We start from the raw sequence: 21,021 nt of genomic DNA, 5'->3' as shown, positions 1-21,021 counted from the left end.
GAAACCGGGCGAGGTAGAAACACCTCACCCGGTTTATTCTGCAGTCGTGTACCGCTTAGAAGTCGCAGTCCTTGGGATCGGGTCCAATACGACCGTCGTTCTTAGTCAGAGCAGAAATCTTCTCTACCTCGTCGTCGGTGAGCTTGATATCAAGTGCCGCGAAGTTTTCCTTGATGCGCTCTGGGGTAACCGACTTAGGAATCACCACGTTACCCAGTGCCAGATGCCAGGCAATGACAACCTGAGCAGGGGTTGCCTCGTGCGCCTGAGCAATCTCCACGACCACGGGGTCGTTCAAAATGTCGCCCCCCTGACCCAGCGGTGACCACGCCTCGGTCAAAATTCCCAATTCTTTATGAACCTCGCGCAAAGCGTGCTGATTGAAGTAGGGGTGTAATTCAATCTGGTGGATGGCAGGGGTTACGCCGGTTTCGGCAATGATTTCGCGCAACTGCTCCTCGGGGAAGTTCGAAACGCCAATGCTGCGCACCTTTCCCTGTTTCTGCAAATTAATGAGTGCTTTCCACGCCTCAAGGTAGGTACCCTGAACCGGCTTCGCCCAGTGAATGAGAAGCAAATCCAGCGGCTTGGAGAGACCAAGCTTCTTCATCGACACCTCAAAAGAGGCCTGTGCCTTCTCGAACTCCTGCTGGTCATTCCATACCTTGGTGGTCACGAAAACGTCGTCTTCGCTCACCGAAGAATGAGCAAGAGCCGCGCCAACGCCCTCTTCATTTCCATAAATCTGAGCGGTATCAACGTGGCGGAAACCGGCATCTAATGCCTGCTCCACGACCTTCTCTGCAACTTCGTTCTCAACCTGCCAGACGCCGTAGCCCAGCTGGGGAATCTCGTTACCATCATTGAATTTTTTCAGCGGTGAGGCAGTCATATTTTTCCTTTCCAGAGAGTATGCAGTTTTAGCTTACTCAGCGGCGCTGCAGCTCTCTACTTATTTAGCTGAACGAAAAGAGTCGCGGTCTGAATACTCGGGCGCACCCAAATCGCCTTCAGCGGGATCTCCGCCCAATCGCTCACCCTGGGGACGCGAACCCAAAGTCATTAGATTATCAACGGTCAAATGCACCTGCGGAGCCTCAAAATTAGCGCGAATACGCTCGGCAGTGACCGACTTAGGAATCACAATATTGTCAATCGCCAAATGCCAGGCAAGAATAACCTGCGCATTAGTAATGCCGTGCTCGGCGGCGATAGCGGCGACGGCGTCGTTGTTAATATCCTTGCCCTGCCCCAGCGGCGACCATGCCTCGGTCAAGATTCCACGGTCGGCGTTATCGGCGCGCTGACTCTCCTGAGTGAGATAGGGGTGTAGCTCAATCTGATGCACCACGGGAGTAACCCCGCTCGGTTTCAACGAATCAATCTGTTCGGTCGTGAAATTCGAAACGCCAATAGATTTGACCAGTCCGCGCTCGCGCAACTCAATAAGCGCGTCCCATGACTGTCGATACTTTCCCAGGGCAGGTTGGGCCCAGTGAATCAGATAGAGGTCAAGATAATCGGTATCTAGTAATTCCAACGATTTTTCGCAGGCTTCCAGAGCAGTTTCAAAACCCTGATCGGTGTTCCACAGCTTGCCGGTCACAAAGACATCTTCGCGAGTAAGCCCCGAATTTTTCAGCGCTGAACCAACTTCTTTTTCGTTCTTATAGATGGTGGCGGTATCGATGTGGCGGTAGCCGGTTTCAAACGCTGTGAGCACGGCACGTTCGGTGGCATCCGGGGCAATACCGCAGACGCCGAAGCCCATCTGGGGAATGGTCTTGCCATCGGAAAAAGTTTTCAGGGGTTGGTTATCGGGAATGTTCATAGGGTTCCTCTCATCGGTGTTCCTTCTATTCTCTCTGCTGAAGGGTCAGTAAATTAGTGAAAGTGTACTTATTTCAGTGCATTTTCGCGGAAAAGGTGACCCACCTGCTTCTACGTCCTGATTACACTGGTGTTCATGCCCTCACTGCTCATGGACACCACCCCGCTTAAAGAAAGCCGAGATTACCGCCGTATCTGGATGGGGTCGGTGTTTTCTACCATGGGGTTTCAGATCACTGCGATTGCGATTGCCCTGGAGATTTTCTCCATCACAGGTTCGCCAGGTGCGGTGGGTCTGACGGGATTGGTGGCGGTTGGACCACTTATTTTGGGTGGTCTATACGGCGGCGTCATTGCTGATACCTACGACCGTCGCAAGGTTGCTCTCCTGGCATCTATCAGCATGTGGCTGGTTACGGTGGCCATTGCCGTTCACGCATGGATGGGGCTTCATAATATTTGGTTACTCTATGGCTTGGTTGCCTTTGAATCGCTGCTTCAACCCATCAACCAGGCAGCGCGCGGTGCGATTATTCCACGGCTAGTTCGGCGCCGTCTGCTACCGGCTGCTAACGCATTGAATATGACGGTGGGAACCTTGGGCATGAGCGTCGGACCCATGCTTGGCGGTGCGCTGGTGGCAACGGTGGGTTATCCATGGACGTACTCTATTAACGTTTTCGCCATGATGGTAGGGCTGTGGGCACTCTACGAGTTACCTCCCATGGTGCCGGAGAAGAAAGCTGAAGGGGCCTCCCGTGGTATCCGTTCGGTCGTCGAAGGCTTCTCTTTCGTCCGTCGGGTTCCGGTGGTCGGCATGACGTTCGTGGTGGACCTCATCGGCATGATTTTCGCGCAAGCAAAACCACTTATTCCAGCCCTTGTTGTAGTGGCATTTGGTGGCGGTGATGCCGCATCTGGCCTCTTGTTTTCCGCAGGTGCAGTAGGAGCTTTCCTAGGCGTGACTTTCTCCGGTTGGCTCAAGAACGTACGCCGTCAAGGGCGTTTTCTCACCCTTTCATACGTAGGCTGGGGTGCCGGGTTCTTCGCTTTTGGCGCTGTAGCCTTTTGGTTGGACGGGCGTAACCCCTCGCCGTCGCTGGCGGAGAATCTCTGGGCAATTTTACTGGGCGGTGCGGGCCTGGCATTCGCTGGTTGGTGTGATGCTTTGGGGTCGGTTTTCCGCTCCACCATTATTCAAACGGCAGCGCCGGACAGCATGCTGGGTCGCATGAATGGGATGTTCATTGTGACCGTGACCGGTGGCCCCAACCTCGGCACCGCAATGGTCGGTGGCGTCGCCCAACTCGTGGGATCGGCGGTGGCGGCAATGCTGGGCGGTGCTGTTTGCATTCTAGCTATTGGGGGTTTCACGCTAGCGGTTCCTGCCCTCTGGCGCTATGTCTTCGAACCGGACCCCGAAACCAACGCTCTTCCCGAAATCCAGCACAATCCCGATCATCCAGCAACCGCGTCCATCACGATCGTCCCGCCAAAATCTGAATAGTCTGTGCTCTGAAGGTCACTAAATCAGCGACAGTGCACTTATTTCAGTGCATTTTGACTGATTTAGTGACCTTTTCATCGGAACGATCTGTACAGAGCGCCCTTCAACTCGCAGTCCCCAAGCTCTACAGCCTTGTGCAGTATGCTTATTAACACTGATTAACCCTCAACCCAGCCCACAGGGGCAATTCAAGGAGAGCATTTCATGGCCGGTGGTTTGGCAGCCCTTTTGGACGACGTCGCGGCACTGGTGAAGTTAACCGCCGCCAGCGTGGACGACGTCGCAGCCGCAGCGGGGCGCGCGAGCGTCAAGGCTTCGGGTGTGGTCATTGACGATACTGCAGTAGTTCCCCAGTATGTGGATGGGATTTCGCCTAAGCGAGAACTGCCTATTATCAAGAAAATTGCGATGGGCTCACTGCGCAATAAGCTACTTTTTATTCTTCCCGTTATTCTTTTGCTGAGTTGGTTGCTTCCGGCTGCGCTCACCCCGTTGTTGATGCTGGGTGGTCTGTACCTCGCTTTTGAGGGAGCAGAAAAAGTTTTTGAGTTATTCTCCCCGGCACATGAGGAAACTGAGACGCCCTCGGCTGCTCGTGGTCCAGAAGCAGAAAAGCAGATTGTTTCCGGTGCTATTCGTACGGACTTCATTCTTTCTGCTGAAATCATGGTTATTTCCATGAACTCGATTGCCACCGACGGTACTTTTTGGATGCGTGCCGCCGCGCTCGTTGTGGTGGCCATCCTCATTACCTTGCTGGTGTACGGCGTAGTGGGTCTGCTGGTGAAGATGGACGATATCGGACTCGCCCTCGCTCGCCGCAAGTCAGCGGGCGCTCAGAAATTTGGTGAGGGCTTAGTTCGAGCTATGCCCAAGGTAATGTCCTTCATTTCCATCGTGGGTACTTTCGCGATGCTCTGGGTTGGTGGACACATCCTGCTCGTCGGTTTGGATGCGCTCGGTTGGCACTTCCCTTACTCTATTGCCCATCATGCGGCTGAGTGGGGCCATTCACTGTCCCACAGCTGGATTGGCGCCACCGTTGGCTGGATTGCTGAAACCGTTGTTGCAATGATTTTCGGCGCTATCGTGGGCTTCATCGTGGTCGGTATTATGCATCTGATTCCGCGTAAGAAGAAGGCAGCTCACTAACGTCCTGATTTACTCATTAGTTTCCTGAACTTCTGTTTGGCACAGCGTGAGGCAAGCTGGCTGGGTCTGGCGTGAATCGCATCTGCGAGCGCTCGCGAGCCATGCGAGAGGGATTGCTTGCCGATGCTGTGCCAAACGGAAGTAAGGAACTCATAAATCCCCTACTCCTCTGAGCTGGTGAGCAAATCGCGCACCTGCTCGGCGGTGAGGGAGGGCGAGAAGAACTGACCCTCGTCCACGACGGCGTCGAAAAGCGCCGCTTTGGAATCCTTGAGATCCATGACTTTTTCTTCAATTGTTCCGGCTGATACCAGGCGGTAGACCATCACATTGCGGGTTTGACCTATGCGGTGTACGCGGTCTACCGCCTGTTGTTCTGCTGCGGGGTTCCACCAGGGATCCATAATGAAGCAGTAGTCAGCGGAGGTCAGATTCAAGCCGAAGCCGCCAGCTTTCAGCGAAATCAGAAAGATGGGTGCGTTCCCTAGTTCAAAGGCTTCGAGTACTCGCGCACGGTCGCGGGTTGAGCCATCCAGGTAGAGGTAGGTAATCCCTAGCGAGTCCAGGCGTTCGGCAACTTTTTTGAGGTAGGTTGTGAATTGCGAGAAGATGAGCGCGCGGTGACCGTCGGCGACGATTTCCGGCAGGTTCTCTTCCAGGTAGTCCAGCTTGGACGATGCCACGCTGCCGTATTGCTCTTGGTCGATGAGGCTGGCGTCTAATGCCATGCGGCGCATGGTGGTGAGCGACTGGAAGACCGTAAAACGATTCTTGTCCATGTCCTCCAGCAGTCCTAGAACTTTCTTGCGCTCGCGCTGAAGCGCGGTGTCGTAGGCGCGGCGGTGCGCCGGGGCTAATGGTACGTCCACGCGCACGTCGTTCTTCTCAGGCAAATCTGCGGCGACCAAATCTTTGGTGCGGCGCTTCATGAGTGGGCGAATGCGTTGGCGCAGGCGGGGCAGTGCTTTCTTGTCTTCGCCGCCTTCGATGGGAGAGGCATAGTAGTCCTTGAACCTGCGGGCGCTGGGGAAGAGCCCCGGCGCAACGATGGAGAACATGGACCACAGCTCCATAAGATTGTTTTCCATGGGGGTACCGGTGACCGCCAATTTGAAGCGGGCGGGAATGTCCCGGGCAATGCGGTGAGCTTTTGTTTTGGCGTTCTTGACGAACTGCGCCTCATCGAGAATAAGGCCGTTCCAGAGTTGCTGGAAACCAGCGTCTACGTAGGCTTCTTCATCAATGCGGAACAGCGCGTAGGAGGTTACTACTACGTCTGCATCCGCACAGGTGCGAGCCAACGGTTTCTTGGATTTGTTCTGAGACTCATAGATGGTTGCTACGGAGAGTTCTGGGGCAAATTTTTTGATTTCGCGCTCCCAGTTGGGCACTACCGACGTCGGGGCAACTACCAAGAACGGGGCGAAACGTTCGGTTGACTCGCGGTCTTGGTGGTGCGTCCAGAATTCTTTGGCGCGGGCAAAGAGGGCAATGGTCTGTACGGTTTTGCCCAAACCCATGTCGTCGGCAAGTATGCCTCCGAGCTCATGCTCCCAGAGGAAGTTAAGCCACTGGAAACCCTCGACCTGGTAGGAGCGTAGCTCGGCATGTAGCCCTACAGGTAGCTCGGGGGCTGGGCTGTTAGCGACATTCAGCAGGGCGCTAACTTGCCTATCCCACGCATCGACCGTTTCGGTTTCTGCCGCAAGTTCTTCGAGCTCTTCCCACATTCCTACCTGATGGCGGGAAATCTGGAGGGGAGTTTCTTTATCGCGCAGGGAACTGGCTTCACGCAAGAGTTCTTGTAATTTCATGAACTCGGGACGATCTAACGCAAAGTAGCTGCCGTCGCCTAGCAAGAGGTGAGTTTTTCCGGCGTTGAGAGCCTCGAAAACTTTGGCGAAGGGAACGTACCATTCACCCATTTTGATGGTGATTCCCAGGCCAAACCAATCCCTATCGCCCGTCGAGTCTACTGAAACTGTGATTTCTGGTTGTTCACCGAGTTCTTTGAATTCAGGCACGGTGCCCTCAAAGTCAATGCGCACGCCGTCAATCTCACGGTATCGGGGCAGCGAGTCTTCAAGTAGGGTCCGGGTTGCCCACCCCTCATAGGTATTGCGGGTAAAAGGCACTGCCGGGCGGATGACCTTGACCTCTTTGAGTACGCGGTATTCAAACTTGGTATCGCGGATATCTTGATGGTCTTCGCCTGGGTAACCCAGGGCAGGAAGAATCTCTATCGCGTCTTCGTCAGTATCTTGGGTGGCTAACGGATGGGTGGGATACTCCCAATGCCAAGCGGTTCGAGCAGTATGTGAGTTTTCTTCCTCAAAATTTACCGTCAATACAAGCTGGGGCGAGCGAACAGGGGGAAGCTCAACGCTGTGATTGACCGTATGCAGGTGAACCGTGCGAGAGAGGACAGGGTAGTACTCCGCAAAGAAACTCTCTTTATCCCGGGCGGGAACTTCGATGGCGCCAGAGATCGCCAATGATTCGGCTACCGGATCGAGCGGATCGGCGAGGGGGATAAAGACGATATTGGTTGCCTCATTCATCCACTCGGGTCGGGCGGGGGAGCCCTCTGCCGGCGTCGTTTCTTCGAGAGATTCTTCCACCAGATCTAAAGCTGGCTTACGGGTGATACTCCACTTGGCGGATTCGGCAGATTGCACGTAGCGTGCCTGTGCTCGACCCCCTAACGCCACAAAACCCATGCGGGGTTCGCCCAACTTGTGGCAGTGCTCAGCAGGAATGGAGTATCTGCCCCAGCGCAGAACGGGGTTGAGACTCAAACCGGTGTCATCGGTTTTACCCGCCTCTGCAAGAGGTTCCACTAGTAGCTCCACCGACGTCGCATCAGCCAGAGAGAAATTTATTTCTTCACCGTCCAGCAAAATAGGCAGACCGATGGCTCGGGCTTTTTCGAGTACCCGCCACAGGAGCGAGGAATTGACTGCAGTCAAAGACACCCAATCGCGGTGGGAAGTATATGCCGACTGCCAGGGGCGAACCACTGAATAGAATTCGGCAAACCAGCGTTCATGTTCGGGGTAGAGAGTATGACTACTCATACTCCGCGAGAGGTCCCGTTGGAAGTTCTCCCAGCTCAAACCGCCTTTAATCCATTTGCCGCGAGCACCCATCATGAGTGGTCTTGCCTGGATACTTACCTGCGGGATTTTGGACTTATTACCTAGCGTAAATTTTGTTCCTACGTGAAAGGAAAGATCCAGAGCCGCCGATGCTCTGCGCGCGTGATCGCTACCAAATTCGGGGCGAGCTGCCAACGTATGCGATAGCGACCGCCTCCACGCGGGAACCTTTGAGAGTTTCTCCTCGTTGAGGAGCGCCAAATCTTCTAAATTTTCTGCAGAATCTTCAGCGCGGTTCTCTAGTTGAGACGCCGCGTAGACCCCGAATTCTTCTAACCGTTTCTTGAAGTCTTCAGGAACCTGCGGAGCGCCGTCGCCATCGTGCGTAGGGGTGGAGCGCCAGGTGGGGGACAACGATGTCAACGCCTTACGCGCCTTATCTGCCCGGTCAATGGCGGTGAGCATGAGCGCTACCGCGTGTTTGCAATCAGTGCGTACTGGGCACGTGCATCGTGCAGAAAATGCTAGTGAACCGGGAGTTTTGACTGCAGGAAATGTGATGTTGGTGGAATAAGGGGTGACATCGTTGCCTGTCACCACACCGGTGAGCATCCGCGCGTCGTCATCGTAGTTATACCGTGCTACGTTGCCCGCCCGCATGTACTTCTGCCCGCGTGAATATGCCCCGTGCCCTACTTGACGAATAATCTCAGCAGCCGTGACGGGGATAGCGGGAAAAGCAGTCGAATCGCTCATAGTCTCTTCCGTATAAGGGCCAAACGGTTAACTTAACCAGATTAGCCGAGAACAATTCTTCGTGGTGAAGTGCTACCTATGATTGTTCAGAATTTGCTGTCTGCGAGCGTCCACCGCGGGGAGCCGAAGAGTGCTTTTCCGCTTTATCTACGGCGATGCGGTGAATGAAATCGGTAGTTTCCATCACGTTGGAATCATCATGATGTCCGGTTGTTCTAAACCAAGTGCTTACGAGAAAGTTGTCTACCTTGGTGACTCGTAAACCAAAGGCATCTCCAGAGTATTGGCCGCTCAAACTCGTCAAATCAGGGTTGCTGGGAGCTCCGCTGGGAGTGGGATTTCGATGTATCTCAAAAGCATCTTCGCTACCGGGATAGAGCTGGGTCAGGGCTTCTGTGCAATCGGCGGAGTTCTTTTCTAACGTGGAGATGAGCTGCTGGGCAGCTGTGGCATCTGCTACAGAAAATACTGAAATATACCCTGAAAGCTGGTCTATCCCATTCTGTCCCAGAGTAATACGACGGCGTTCGCCTTTTTGGATAGTAAATTTTCCACCGGGGGTGCTAAATAATCCCAGCCCCAGCTGCTCGTAGGCTACGCATTTTTGGTTGACCTGTTCGGCAAGAAGTGGGTTATCCGACATCAGCTGTTTTTGAGTTGCTGGGATGCGGGTTGAGGTTTTTTGCCACTGTTTTGCGTTAAAGTGCTCGGTTGTGGGGGAGGCCATGAGGTAGGGGATAGTTTTTTGTACCCTGATGTCATTTTGAGTGGGTAATACGGCATCGGGATTTTCTTCTAGGACTTCGGTGAGGCTTTTGGTTTCATCCGGAGCGTTCTGGTTGGTGGCGACGGGAGAGCATCCTGCCAAGGCAAGCGTTGCGGTGGCAGAGAGCGCTATGAGACGTCGGGAGAGAAACTTTATTGTGTTATTGGATAACATGTAGGGCTTCCTTGGCGGGCAATACCTCAATGGGGGGGGGATTTATCAAAGACATGGGTCTTTGGAGGTGCAGAGGAGGTGAATGATTGAGAACGAAAGTTTTTTCGTCCTCAATTTTTACCCTTTTCACATTTTAGGGGATGGCTTCCCTCCCGGGTAAATCAATTTTTTTCTGGGACGGTATTTTATTTTCAGAAACGGTGGGTTATGGTTTTAAACAGCTTCAAGAGTTTCAACTGACAAGCTCCGACTTTAGTTGAACGCCAACCCCATGTTCACGGGTGGCTCGGATGACGAAGCGGTCTGTATTCGCGTTGTTAGCGCGTTTGCTACCAACGCAGGCTGGTACAGACAAGAGCACTTCGAAAGGAATGCGCGAAGGCGCAGTGTGGCTATGACTACCACCGCTCGACCCCACGAAACTATTCAGAAGAACCTCAGCACCGTTGCGGTGACTGCTCGTGGAGGCTACTCCGCAGTTTCTATCCAGGATTACACCCGCATCTCTAATGAGCGTTCGGAATTTCTCAACTTTTTGCTGACCCCAAATCCATCAGGGGTTCCTGCCACTGAATATGGCGCACTTCAGGTCGCATGAGCCAGTTTTCCGGACTCCTTCTTGACTCGGATGTGCTGGCGGAAATCCGCAAAGCGACTCCTGACCCGAAGGTGGTAGCTTTTCTGCGGCGTAACTCCTATAAAGTTCTCTACATTTCGGTGTTAAGCTTGGGCGAGCTTAAAGGACTTTACCCCTATACGGAAACAGAACGCTGGCTCAGCGAACTGGTAGATCGTTTTGGGGAGCACGTTTTAGAAATCGATGAAAAGGTTTCGTTGGAATGGGCTGGTCGCCAGGCTGAGCGGGGATTCCACGCGGTAGGTTCTGAGAGAACCGTGCCGCTCCCCACCGCGGCTTTAGAGGGGCTCATCTGTGCAACGGCTCAAGTGCACCAGCTGGAGATTGCCTCTTCCAAAGCAGAGGTGTATCAACGGTGGGGCGTTCAGGCGACTAATCCTTTTACTGAAGAATAACCCTAGTAATTGCGGGTTCGCTCAAGCGCTTTTCCAATGATTTTCTGGGGAAGTAGGGCATTACTCCATCGCATAATCTTGTAGGGCGCCGACGGCACTACTGCCGCTTTGCCTTGAATATTCGCTGTAATGGCGGTGCGAGCAACCTGCTCGGCGCTCAGCCAGAATATCCCTGGCACCTGAGGCTCAGAAACCTCCATAACACGGTGAAATTCTGACCGCGTTAGTCCGGGGCAGACGGCGGTGACACTTACCCCGCGGGTAGCATACTGCAAATTTGCTGATTCACTGATAGACACCAAAAACCGTTTAGCTGCAGAGTAGGTTCCACCGGGAGTAAAGGCAGCAACAGATGCGACGTTGATGATTCGCCCCCGCCCCCTATCAACCATGGGGCCCAACGCCGCGTGCATCAGTGCCAGCGGAACTTTTGCCAAGACCTCCACTTGGTTGAGATGACTCTGAACGCTTGCTGAAAGAAAGTCTTTGCCTAGACCAAAACCAGCGTTGTTGACCAGAATTTCTACGGGGTTCGTCTCCTGTTGAAGACGCGAGATGAGGCGCTGGACGTCGTCGCCCTTCAGCAAATCTGCCGGGAGAATCTCTATATCTATATCGGCGGTCCTCAACTCGTGAGCGAGTTCTTCAAGTTTCTCGACCCTCCGTCCACTCAGCACTAAAGAGTATCCCCGTGTGGCGTATTCACGGGCAAAAGCTGCGCCAATTCCAGAGGACGCGCCGGTGATGAGAACATAAGGCATAGATGAAAAACTACTCATCTCTCTAGTTTAGGGATGAGAACCTGAGAGCTTGCTGGCTATTTTCGAAAAATGTGGATTCAAATCGTGCTCAAAGCGACTGCCAGCTACACCTGAGGGTGCAGTTCGTGAAAAGATAAAGGACGATGAACACCACTTCCAAAACCCCGCCGAAACGTTCGCTCCCTATGCCTCTTTGGATGCAGGGGGCTATCGAACTGTTAATGACTGCTGTACTTTCGTTCGCGACCGTGCTCATTTTATTGGTGGCAGTGTGGTTTGCCGGCGGGTTTAATGACTCCTCTTTGCTGGGTGTCTCACAACTTTCCAGCCAGATTTGGTTGCTGATTCATGGTGTTCCACTGGATTTGAATATTCCCCAACACGGTTCTTTCGCGGCGGTATCTGGCACGTTCAGCCTTATTCCGTTGGGTCTGACTCTTGTGCCGTTGGCATTGTGCTTTCGGTCTGGACGACGGTTGGCGCAGGCATCCTATGAAGGCCAATTTTGGGTTCCCCTGGTATCGGGCAGTCTCACCTATCTGGCGATTTCGTTGGCGTTAAGCCTGTTTTCCTCGACTGCTACAGTGACCACCCATCCTTTACTGGCTTTTCTCATTCCGCTCTGGGTGGTTTTGCTGGGAACGATTTGCGGTGCCTGGTTTGAATCGCGCTCTTTGGCTCGCATGATTGGTGTGAATGCGGCTGAGTGGGTTGGTAAATTTAGTCAGTATTCCAGGTGGGCTGGATCTTACGTGTGGGCGGTTTTGCGTTCGTCCTTGGTTGCTTTGCTGGCTTTTATTGCCGGGGGCGCGCTACTTTTTGCGCTCACCGTTCTGTATAACTGGAACGATATTCTTGCGGTTTACCAGCTTCTCAGTGCTGGGGCAGTGGGGGACACCGCTGTGACTCTGCTTCAACTCGGCATTGTTCCTAACCTGATTATTTGGGCGATGGCGTGGAGTACCGGCGCAGGGTTCTCGTTTGGCGAGGGTACCATTGCCAACCTTTCGCAGACTTCAGTGGGGGCTATGCCCGCTCTTCCTGTGCTGGGGGCAATTCCGCAGCCCATTGACCCTTTCTCTTATCTGGCGGTGCTGGTTCCGATTCTTGCGGGTGCTCTTGCTGGATGGTGGTTCTTCCGCGCCGGTGAAAATCATTTTGATGAGTGGGTTTCGCTGAAGATTCGTTTCCGCTGGTTATCAGCTCTCCTTTCTACGTTATGCCTGGCTGTATTTATCGCTGTCCCTACAGGCATGATGACGGCGGCGGTGGGCTGGTTCGCTCACGGTTCTTTGGGTCTAGGCAGATTCACTCATGTGGGTCCTACCCCCTGGTTCTTTGGATTACTGACGGCGCTGTGGGTAGCTGTAGGCGTACTGTTGGGGTCGATACTGGCACCGATGATTGAACCGGATAACAGTAAAGAACTGGATCGATTTGCTGGCGAATCGCGCGAGAATAAGCGCCGTCTGAAAAAAGAACAGAAGAAGGCTAAAGCTGCGCAAAAGGCCGAGAAAAAGGCAGCGCGCTCCGGTTCTAAGGGCTCGAAAGCGGCAGATTCAGTGGCTACAGAGACTGAATCTGAGGACGTTTTTGTTCTCGACGAAGCCGAAGAATCCCCAGCAGACTCAGCCCAGCAGCAAGATGCAGCAGAGTTAACGTCCACTGAGGCAAATGTTTCTGCAGACTCCGCCGAAGAAGGAGAAGTTTCCGCCGAGAAAGATTCAGCAGTAGAACCCGCCGCACTAGAACCTGCACAGCAATCTGAGACTTCAGAAAATCTAAACCAGGGGAGCGTTCGCGCTGAAGAATCAAAGGCGGCGCCAGAGCAACCTAAGCTGGCTCGCGGCGCGGTGATTCGTCGTCCTAAATCCCTCAAAAAACAGCGAAAAACGCGGGAAGAAAACGACTCTTAGAATTACTCGCCGCCGAGCAGAGCCCCGAGCAGGTTGTCCTGAAGCTGTTGGTTGCACTGTCCCTGGCGGCTGAGTGTCAGTGCATTCTGGATACACTCGGCGTAAGCGTTGGTCTGTTCAACGAAAACGAGCTGAACCACGGTGCCAAAGGTGAGATATGCGATTCCCAGCAAAAAGAGGATGAGCACGGTGTATTCGAAGCCACCGCTACGTGCACGCGGCATCAGAAACAACGAGCGGATACCCAAACCGAGGGCAAGCAATTCAGCCACCAGCGCGGCAACAAGCCACCAGCCGGTGTACATCATGAAAACGAAAGAAAGCACACCAGCGGCAAGCATGAGACGCTGAATAATCAGCAGTTTCTTCCGGGCTTCTCGCTGAGGCGCAGGCATTTCTTCTAAAGTATTTACGTTTTCAGACATAGGGATAAGAATACCCCGCGAACCGTAACGGGAACTATCGGAAAAAGTTAGCAGATAATCACCCTGGGCTCATTCCCTCTTCGCATGATAACGGTTGCAACTGTACGGTAAACTCTCTGATATGCGCATTGTGGTGATGGTTTCAGGTTCCGGTACTAACCTGCAGTCGATTCTGGACGCTGTAGCAGCCGGCCAGCTTGAGGTTGAAGTTGCCGCCGTCGGTGCCGATAAACCCTGTGTGGGCATCGAACGTGCCGAACGGGCAGGCATTGAGACCTTTTTAGTAGAGCCTGCAGATTTTGAAACTCGCGCAGAGTGGAATAGACACCTGGAAAAAACGGTTGCCTCGTTCTCCCCAGATTTTGTTATTTTTGCGGGATTCATGCGGATTGTGGACGCCGATTTCGTCCAGCAATTTGAGAACAGGATCATCAATACTCACCCAGCTTTATTGCCCTCGTTCCCCGGCGCACACGGCGTCAGAGACGCTCTCGACCACGGCGTGAAAATCACCGGGCTGACCGTGCATTTTGTTGATTCTGGCGTCGATACCGGTCCTATCTTGGCGCAGGCGTCAGTGTCGGTTTTGCCCGAAGACACCGAAGAAACCCTGCACGAACGCATCAAAGTCGAAGAAAGAAAACTGCTCGTTCAGACTATCTCTGAACTTGCCGCCGAATCTTCCCCTCACCTGCCGCAAGAGAAACCGCAGCATCGGTAGCCCGACCGATCCAAAGATTTAGGTTCTTGATGATTCAAGAACTGAAGCCAAGGGTCGGGGCTTACATCGACCCAATACCTAACCATCCAGATGTTCTCAGAACCACCTCTGAGAGCGAGGATTAAGAAATTGGAGTCATCTGTGAGTCTCATTGAGCTCGATCGCGTACCTCTCAAACGTGCCCTTATCTCTGTTTTCGATAAAACAGGTCTTGAAGATCTTGCCCGCGGTCTCCACCAGGCCGGGGTCGCCATCATTTCTACCGGCTCTACCGCCTCCACCATTTCAGCAGCAGGTGTTCCTGTCACCGAAGTTTCCGACATTACGGATTTCCCCGAATGTTTAGAGGGTCGAGTCAAAACTCTGCACCCGCGCGTCCACGCGGGAATTTTGGCTGATCGCCGCAAACAGGATCATATTGATACGCTCCAGCAGATGGATATTGAACCCTTTGACCTGGTGATTGTTAATCTTTACCCCTTCGTGGAAACCGTCGCATCGGGTGCTGATCAGGACGCGATTGTAGAAAAGATTGATATTGGCGGGCCTTCGATGGTTCGTGCCGCCGCTAAAAACCATGATGCTGTGGCAGTGGTAGTAGACCCGACACGTTATGACGACGTTGTACGTGCAGCATCCGAGGGTGGATTCACCCTGGCCGAGCGCCGTCGTCTAGCCTCTGCGGCGTTCGCTCATACCGCAGCCTATGACACCGCTGTTGCCACCTGGACTGCCCAGCAGTTTGAACAGGACGAAGACGCCAACTTCTGGCCTCCCTTTGCCGGGCTTTCTTTCGAACGTTCCGAAACTCTGCGTTATGGGGAAAACCCGCATCAGAAAGCCGCGCTGTACGTCGATCCCGCCGCTGCTCCCGGCATTGCCCAGGCAGAACAGCTCGGCGGTAAGGCAATGAGCTACAACAACTTTGTCGACGGCGATGCTGCGCTTCGTGCTGCTTACGATTTCGAGGAAACCGCCGTTGCTATCATCAAGCACAACAACCCTTGTGGTATTGCTGTAGCCACTCCCGGAGCTACCGATCCTGTGGCAGACGCACACGCCAAAGCACACGCTTGCGACCCGCTTTCAGCCTACGGTGGCGTAATCGCAACCAATGCTGAAGTATCTGAAGGTATGGCTCGTACCGTGAAAGATATTTTCACCGAAGTCATTATTGCTCCCTCCTACTCGCCTGAAGCGTTGGAGATTTTGCAGACTAAAAAGAATCTGCGCATACTCGTTCTGCCCGAGGGATTCTCCCGCGGCTCCTTGGAATATCGCGCAGTTTCAGGCGGCGTACTCTTCCAAGAAGCTGATCGCCTTCAGGCAGAGGGCGATCAACCCGAGAACTGGGAGCTCGTAGCGGGTAATGCTGCCGACGAAAAAACCCTCGCAGACCTCGCTTTCGCGTGGAAAGCTCTGCGTTCTGCCAAGTCAAACGCCATTTTACTGGCAAATGGCGGCGCTGCAGTAGGCATCGGCATGGGACAGGTCAACCGTGTTGACTCTTGCAAGCTTTCGGTCGAGCGCGCTAATTCACTGGCTGGGGACGCCGAACGCGCACGGGGAGCGGTAGCGGCATCAGACGCTTTCTTCCCCTTCGCTGATGGGCTGCAGGTTTTGCTCGACGCCGGTGTGCGCGCCGTCGTCCAGCCCGGTGGTTCTATTCGCGACGAGGAAGTCATTAAGGCAGCCCAAGAAGCCGGTATCACCATGTACACCACTGGCGCCCGCCACTTCTTCCACTAAACAAACCGAGGTCTCCTCACAGTTTTGCCCCGAATGAATTATCATTCGGGGCAAAATTTTTGGTGTACTGGTTATTCAGATTTACTGGGCAGGAGCTGAATAGGCTGCTGCCGCTGTAGCGGTGGGGCCGGTGGGCTCATCTGCTACGGAAAGTGCTTCCTGGAAAATCTTCTGAATGTCCTCAGCTGAGTTTGCCGTAAAGGCTTCACCCTTAGTTTCCTGTGCTAAATGCCGCAGCGATTCCATGTTTGCATCATCGGATACACCAATGAAGAGCATATAAATCGGGTTCTCTTTATCCTGCTGTTCATTGATGGTTCGAATAAGATCCTCGGTGGAAATGGAGTCCTTATCTGAGTTTTCACCATCGGTCATAATAACAACGACGTTAGCGGCGTCTGGGTCAAACTGAGATTTGACCTCTTCGAATGCTGCCAAAGTGGTGTCGTTGAGCCCGGTATGAGAATCGGGGTAGGGCTGAATTTTCTCGCCGGCGGTACGCAAGATTTCTCGCTGGTTCTTTCCATCGACATCTTCGCCGAGATTGCGGATGGGGACGAGCGGATTGTAATCCAGCGATTTGCCCTGGTTGTCCTTGGCGATATCCAGCGCGAAACTCCACAAACCAATGGAGTCACGGGGTGGAAAGAGCTGGGAACCGGAAACTACGGATTCTTTAACAATATCCATGCGGGTGCGTCCGCTGTCTCCTACTTTGGTGCTCATTGAGCCGGAGGCGTCCACTGCCACCAACGCGTTGAGCGGAGCGGACTGGCGTAGGTAGGAGGTCCACATGTTGGCAAGAATCTTGGGGTTGTCGGTGCTGAGAGAATCAACCACGCCTACCGTATTTTCGGCAAGTTCGTGACCGGGGTCAGAACGTAGCCCCTGTTCTTCAAGAGCTTTTTTACCCTCGTCAGAATTGATGTAATTCTCGATTTTATCGGCGGCTAAACCAACAGTTCGGTTGGTGTCTGCGCCGGTGGTTGGCTGGTACATCGGGAAATCTAGCATGCCTGTTTTTCCACTGGGAACGTAGGCCTTCACTTTAGAATCCGCATGATCTTTGCGGTATTGAGCAAAATCAGACTCAGTCACAATGGCAGAATCAATGCTGTGATCGCTCACCGAGGAGAGTAAATCAGAGGGGTTGCGCTCCGGATCGTCTACACCGATAGTTTGGGCACGTAGTCCAATGTTGGCGCTAAAATCTTCTTGCGAAATTGCGTTATGACTTGTTTCGGCTGTGGCGTTGAGTAACGCCATAAAAGCACCGGAATCGTCTTTAGGCTCGCTCATTTTTATGCTGGAAGAATCGTGTAGAGCATCATTCCAGCTCTCCACGCGATTGTTTCCGGTCGTTGCGATAACTGCAGGAGTGCTGGCCAAAGAGTCTGCTTTGGTGATTACTTGAGCTTTGCCCGCAAGAGCTAGCTCTGCTCGGGTTGAAGAATCTGGAATCCATAGATTCGGGGCAGACTTGCCGCTAATAATGTGCTGGGCGGTTTCGGTCGTCGCTGAGTCGCTACTGATAGCTAGAGTGATGCAGTCTTCGTCAGAGACCGGAATGTTTTTAAGAATTTCCGCCATAGCTTTGGTGGTCTCTACGCTCACGCGTTGAGTGGTGGCGCAGTTAGAGGGGATCGCTTGCGGATCCTGAGTCTGGTTATTGCTGCCTAAGTTATAAGTAAGTATTCCACCGCTGAGTAAGACGATGCCTGCGCCGCTGAGTGCTACCCACTTACGGACGTTCTTCTTCCGCCGGGCTTCTCGCGCTTCACGACGCGATTGAGCATTCCCCATGATGTGCCCTTTCGCGCATTTCCGAGAGAGACTCTCTGAATTGAGATTGTCATTGTGTTACTCCCCATGTTCCCCCATTGAAAGTAACGCCTTAGTTTATCAAGAATGATTTTGACAAGAGGCTGGGCGGCGGACGAAAAAATCTATTGGCGGTAAATATGAGCTTGACGGTAGAGGGAAAGACAGAGAGTTATTTCTGTGACTAGGCGTATTGGCAAGGATGTTGCATTGAACACGATGTAGCCATAAGTGATGAGCGTGTCCTGAATGACTGTTCGATTTAGGTAAGTTAGAAATATGCCTCGAATTAGCGAAGAACACCGAATGCAGATTAGAGAAAATATCGTGGAATCTGCACGTTTGGCCTTTCTTGATAAAGGTTTTCAACGCACATCCATGAGTGAGATTATCCAGCGGACAGGTATGTCTGCCGGTGCAATCTATAATCACTTTTCTGGAAAAGAAGAGATTACGGTAGCGGCGGCAACGATAGATCTTGAGATATTTCTGCAAGAAAATACCCCACGCCTAGGCGGCGTCGGTGCAGGTCAGCCTGAAAAAATGGAGCCTTGGGCGTATGTGCTGAACTGGTTAGAGACGCTGCGAGTCAACCCTGCAACATGCCGGTTGTTGCAATCAACATGGGGTGAAGCCGCTACCTATGAGGTCGTACGAAAAGTTGCCGATACTCAACTTGAAGCGTTGAAGAACGCTGCGAAAGAAAGATATCGTGGGTGGGCACAAGCAGCTCTCGAATTTGATGAAGAAGAGCTCGAAGAATGGCTAGAGGTCATTGGCGCAGCCGTGCTGAGCGTTTTTTGTGGGTATGTTTTGCAATCGCAAACTCTCTCTCATTTTTCCCATGATTCATATCGAGATTTTGCTGAAGCAATTTTGACCCAGGCGTAGAAAAACTCTCTCTACTCGTTTTTGCCGGGTGGCAAGGTAAAGCCCTGATGGATAATCCATAAACAAGCTTGCTTAATATCCATAAACCGGGTGGCAATGCGGTTTGGTTCACATAAACTAGAGTGGATGGTCTTTTTGACCTCATCACCGTTTTCTATGAGGTCCTTCTCCGTTAGAGAAGAAGACCGAAACTTGAAAGGAGTCCGCGTGAGCGATTCCCAACAGATTCTTGATGTGCCTCTGGCAGAGATTGATCCCGAGGTTGCTGAAGCAATTCATTCTGAGCAGAAGCGTCAGCAGAACACTCTGGAAATGATTGCCTCTGAGAACTTTGTGCCGCGTGCAGTACTCGAAGCCCAGGGCTCGGTTTTGACCAACAAGTACGCCGAGGGCTACCCCGGACGTCGTTACTACGGTGGCTGCGAATATGTTGACGTCGTAGAATCCCTAGCAATTGAACGTGCCAAGTCGCTCTTCGGAGCTGACCATGCGAATGTTCAGCCTCACTCGGGTGCGCAGGCAAATAATGCCGTCATGCATGCGCTGTTGACCCCTGGGGACACCATCATGGGTCTTTCCTTGGCTCACGGCGGGCATCTAACCCACGGTATGCGTCTGAACGTGTCCGGCAAGCTGTACAACGTTGTTGCCTACGAGGTCAACGAAGAAACCGGTCGCGTTGACATGGAGCAGGTGCGTGAACTTGCGGTGGCGAATAAGCCTAAGGTGATTATCGCTGGCTGGTCTGCCTATACTCGTCAACTTGATTTTGAAGCGTTCCGTGCGGTTGCCGATGAAGTGGGGGCTTACCTCTGGGTCGATATGGCTCATTTCGCAGGGCTAGTGGCAACAGGGCTACACCCGAACCCGGTTCCTTTCGCCGACGTCGTATCCTCCACCGTTCATAAAACGATTGGTGGGCCCCGTTCGGGCTTTATCCTCTGCAAAGAAGAGCTGAAGAAAAAGATTGATTCGGCAGTCTTCCCCGGACAGCAGGGCGGACCGCTCATGCATGTGATTGCTGCTAAAGCTACCGCTTTCAAAATTGCTGCATCTGCAGATTTTAAGGATCGCCAAAAGCGTACGCTGGAAGGTGCTCATATTATCGCCGAGCGTCTTTCTCAGTCCGACGTCGCAGAGGCGGGCATAAAGGTGCTGACCGGCGGCACCGACGTCCACCTCTTGCTGGTTGACTTGGTGGATTCTGAGTTGGATGGCAAACAAGCAGAAGATCTATTGCACAAAGCGGGCATCACTGTGAACCGTAACGCAGTGCCGAACGACCCCCGCCCGCCGATGGTTACCTCCGGTTTGCGTATCGGCACCCCAGCACTTGCTACCCGTGGCTTCGACGCGGAAGCTTTCACCGAGGTGGCAGATATTATCGCAGAGACCCTGAAACCAGGCGCAGACGTTGCAGCTCAGCATGAGCGTGTGACTGCTCTGTGTGAGAAGTTTCCCTTGTACAACGGAATTGAGGAGTGGTAAATATGCCGCAGATTCTAGACGGTAAAGCTACAGCAGCAGAGATTAAGAAAGAACTTGCCGAGCGCGTTGAAGCGTTGAAGGAAAAGGGTGTTACTGCTGGTCTGGGTACGGTCTTGGTGGGGGACGATCCCGCATCACATTCGTATGTTGGTGGTAAGCACCGCGACTGTGCTGAAATCGGAATTGCTTCGATTCGTAAGGATCTTCCCGAGGACATTACTCAGGAAGAACTTGAAAAAGAAATTGAAGATTTGAATAACAACCCCGAGTGCACCGGGTACATTGTTCAGCTTCCGTTGCCCAAGCACATTGATACTAACCGTATTTTGGAAAAGATTGATCCTGATAAGGATGCCGATGGTTTGCACCCCACTAACTTGGGTCGTCTGGTCCTTAATGTGGGTGACGAACTGGATTCGCCGCTTCCCTGTACTCCCAACGGTGTGATTGAACTGGTAGAGCGTCACGGTCTTTCATGGAAGGGCAAGAAGGTTGCAGTACTGGGTCGCGGTATTACCGTGGGTCGTCCGCTGGGACTTTTGCTGACCCGTAAGGGGGTCAACGCTACTCCAACTCTTGTTCACACCGGCACCGAAGATGTCGATGGCGCTCTGCGCGATGCCGACATCATTGTGGCTGCAGTAGGCCAGCCCCACAACGTCAAGGCAGATCAGGTTAAAGACGGCGCAATTCTGCTGGATGTCGGAGTGTCCCGTATTGAAGACCCCGAGACCGGAAAGAAGAAGCTGACCGGCGATATCAGCCCTGAAGCGATCGAGAAGTCGAGCTGGTACTCACCTAACCCCGGCGGTGTGGGTCCGATGACTCGTGCGATGTTGCTGGTGAACGTGGTAGAAACCGCTGAACGTATGGCTGCTGAGCAGTAATCGAAGGCAAAATATTCCCGCCGCTGAGTAACTCAGCGGCGGGAAAA

Annotated in this window: 17 protein-coding genes and 1 riboswitch; of the genes, 10 read left to right on the top strand and 7 right to left on the bottom strand. The window is 53.1% G+C overall.

From position 1 onward, the window contains the following. Window positions 1–55: 55 nt before the first annotated feature. A complete protein-coding gene (locus A7E48_RS05340; RefSeq protein ID WP_068170449.1) occupies window positions 56–892 on the bottom strand; it encodes an aldo/keto reductase in 837 nt (278 codons plus the stop codon). A gap of 60 nt (window positions 893–952) precedes the next feature. Next, window positions 953–1,831 (bottom strand): aldo/keto reductase, encoded by an 879-nt coding sequence (locus A7E48_RS05335; protein WP_068170445.1) that lies wholly within the window; start codon window positions 1,829–1,831, stop codon window positions 953–955. A 135-nt stretch (window positions 1,832–1,966) separates the two neighbouring features. On the opposite strand from A7E48_RS05335, the gene A7E48_RS05330 reads away from it, so the two are divergent. Continuing rightward, a complete protein-coding gene (locus A7E48_RS05330; RefSeq protein WP_083147214.1) occupies window positions 1,967–3,337 on the top strand; it encodes an MFS transporter in 1,371 nt (456 codons plus the stop codon). 204 nt (window positions 3,338–3,541) lie between these two features. Then, the gene (locus tag A7E48_RS05325; protein WP_068170441.1) at window positions 3,542–4,489 is read left to right on the top strand and encodes a DUF808 domain-containing protein; all 948 of its coding nucleotides are present in this window, start codon (window positions 3,542–3,544) and stop codon (window positions 4,487–4,489) included. A gap of 161 nt (window positions 4,490–4,650) precedes the next feature. Here the strand turns inward: A7E48_RS05325 and A7E48_RS05320 are convergent, their stop codons facing one another. Both A7E48_RS05320 and A7E48_RS05315 read right to left on the bottom strand, forming a co-directional pair. Then, window positions 4,651–8,343 (bottom strand): SNF2-related protein, encoded by a 3,693-nt coding sequence (locus A7E48_RS05320; protein WP_068170439.1) that lies wholly within the window; start codon window positions 8,341–8,343, stop codon window positions 4,651–4,653. A gap of 76 nt (window positions 8,344–8,419) precedes the next feature. Beyond that, the gene (locus A7E48_RS05315) at window positions 8,420–9,283 is read right to left on the bottom strand and encodes a hypothetical protein (RefSeq protein ID WP_068170437.1); all 864 of its coding nucleotides are present in this window, start codon (window positions 9,281–9,283) and stop codon (window positions 8,420–8,422) included. Between the two features lie 221 nt (window positions 9,284–9,504). Beyond that, window positions 9,505–9,647: riboswitch (SAM riboswitch) on the top strand. 30 nt (window positions 9,648–9,677) lie between these two features. Between A7E48_RS05315 and A7E48_RS05310 the strand changes: the two genes are divergently transcribed. Beyond that, entirely contained in the window at window positions 9,678–9,881 is a 204-nt protein-coding gene (locus A7E48_RS05310; protein ID WP_068170435.1) for a nuclease PIN, read from the top strand. Then, on the top strand, window positions 9,878–10,315 hold the full coding sequence (locus A7E48_RS05305) for a plasmid stabilization protein (protein WP_068170434.1): 438 nt from the start codon (window positions 9,878–9,880) through the stop codon (window positions 10,313–10,315). Before A7E48_RS05310 ends, A7E48_RS05305 begins: the two co-directional genes overlap by 4 nt. A 2-nt stretch (window positions 10,316–10,317) precedes the next feature. Here the strand turns inward: A7E48_RS05305 and A7E48_RS05300 are convergent, their stop codons facing one another. After that, window positions 10,318–11,094 (bottom strand): SDR family oxidoreductase, encoded by a 777-nt coding sequence (locus tag A7E48_RS05300; RefSeq protein WP_068170433.1) that lies wholly within the window; start codon window positions 11,092–11,094, stop codon window positions 10,318–10,320. A gap of 125 nt (window positions 11,095–11,219) precedes the next feature. On the opposite strand from A7E48_RS05300, the gene A7E48_RS05295 reads away from it, so the two are divergent. After that, window positions 11,220–12,992, top strand: a complete 1,773-nt coding sequence (locus tag A7E48_RS05295) for a DUF6350 family protein (RefSeq protein WP_068170432.1) — start codon at window positions 11,220–11,222, stop codon at window positions 12,990–12,992. A 2-nt stretch (window positions 12,993–12,994) separates the two neighbouring features. Here the strand turns inward: A7E48_RS05295 and A7E48_RS05290 are convergent, their stop codons facing one another. Next, window positions 12,995–13,417, bottom strand: a complete 423-nt coding sequence (locus A7E48_RS05290) for a hypothetical protein (RefSeq protein WP_068170431.1) — start codon at window positions 13,415–13,417, stop codon at window positions 12,995–12,997. Window positions 13,418–13,538: 121 nt separating this feature from the next. On the opposite strand from A7E48_RS05290, the gene purN reads away from it, so the two are divergent. Continuing rightward, on the top strand, window positions 13,539–14,138 hold the full coding sequence (gene purN, locus A7E48_RS05285) for a phosphoribosylglycinamide formyltransferase (protein WP_083147213.1): 600 nt from the start codon (window positions 13,539–13,541) through the stop codon (window positions 14,136–14,138). Window positions 14,139–14,279: 141 nt separating this feature from the next. Further along, window positions 14,280–15,887 (top strand): bifunctional phosphoribosylaminoimidazolecarboxamide formyltransferase/IMP cyclohydrolase, encoded by a 1,608-nt coding sequence (gene purH / locus A7E48_RS05280; protein WP_068170429.1) that lies wholly within the window; start codon window positions 14,280–14,282, stop codon window positions 15,885–15,887. A gap of 81 nt (window positions 15,888–15,968) precedes the next feature. On the opposite strand, the gene A7E48_RS05275 is transcribed toward purH, so the two are convergent. Continuing rightward, on the bottom strand, window positions 15,969–17,690 hold the full coding sequence (locus tag A7E48_RS05275; RefSeq protein WP_068170426.1) for a substrate-binding domain-containing protein: 1,722 nt from the start codon (window positions 17,688–17,690) through the stop codon (window positions 15,969–15,971). A gap of 324 nt (window positions 17,691–18,014) precedes the next feature. Between A7E48_RS05275 and A7E48_RS05270 the strand changes: the two genes are divergently transcribed. The 3 genes from A7E48_RS05270 (at window position 18,015) to A7E48_RS05260 (ending at window position 20,974) form a co-directional block, all read left to right on the top strand. Continuing rightward, complete coding sequence (locus A7E48_RS05270) at window positions 18,015–18,599, top strand: TetR/AcrR family transcriptional regulator (protein WP_233125994.1); 585 nt, start codon at window positions 18,015–18,017, stop codon at window positions 18,597–18,599. Window positions 18,600–18,806: 207 nt separating this feature from the next. After that, window positions 18,807–20,087 carry a serine hydroxymethyltransferase gene (gene glyA, locus A7E48_RS05265; protein ID WP_068170414.1) on the top strand — a complete coding sequence of 427 codons (1,281 nt, stop codon included), beginning with the start codon at window positions 18,807–18,809 and terminating at the stop codon, window positions 20,085–20,087. Window positions 20,088–20,089: 2 nt separating this feature from the next. Next, window positions 20,090–20,974 (top strand): bifunctional methylenetetrahydrofolate dehydrogenase/methenyltetrahydrofolate cyclohydrolase, encoded by an 885-nt coding sequence (locus tag A7E48_RS05260; RefSeq protein ID WP_068170412.1) that lies wholly within the window; start codon window positions 20,090–20,092, stop codon window positions 20,972–20,974. Window positions 20,975–21,021: the final 47 nt, after the last annotated feature.

It is taken from the genome of Rothia sp. ND6WE1A (assembly GCF_001683935.1).
GTDB classification, from domain to species: domain Bacteria; phylum Actinomycetota; class Actinomycetes; order Actinomycetales; family Micrococcaceae; genus Rothia; species Rothia amarae.
This window is presented reverse-complemented; position numbering and strand designations above follow the sequence as displayed.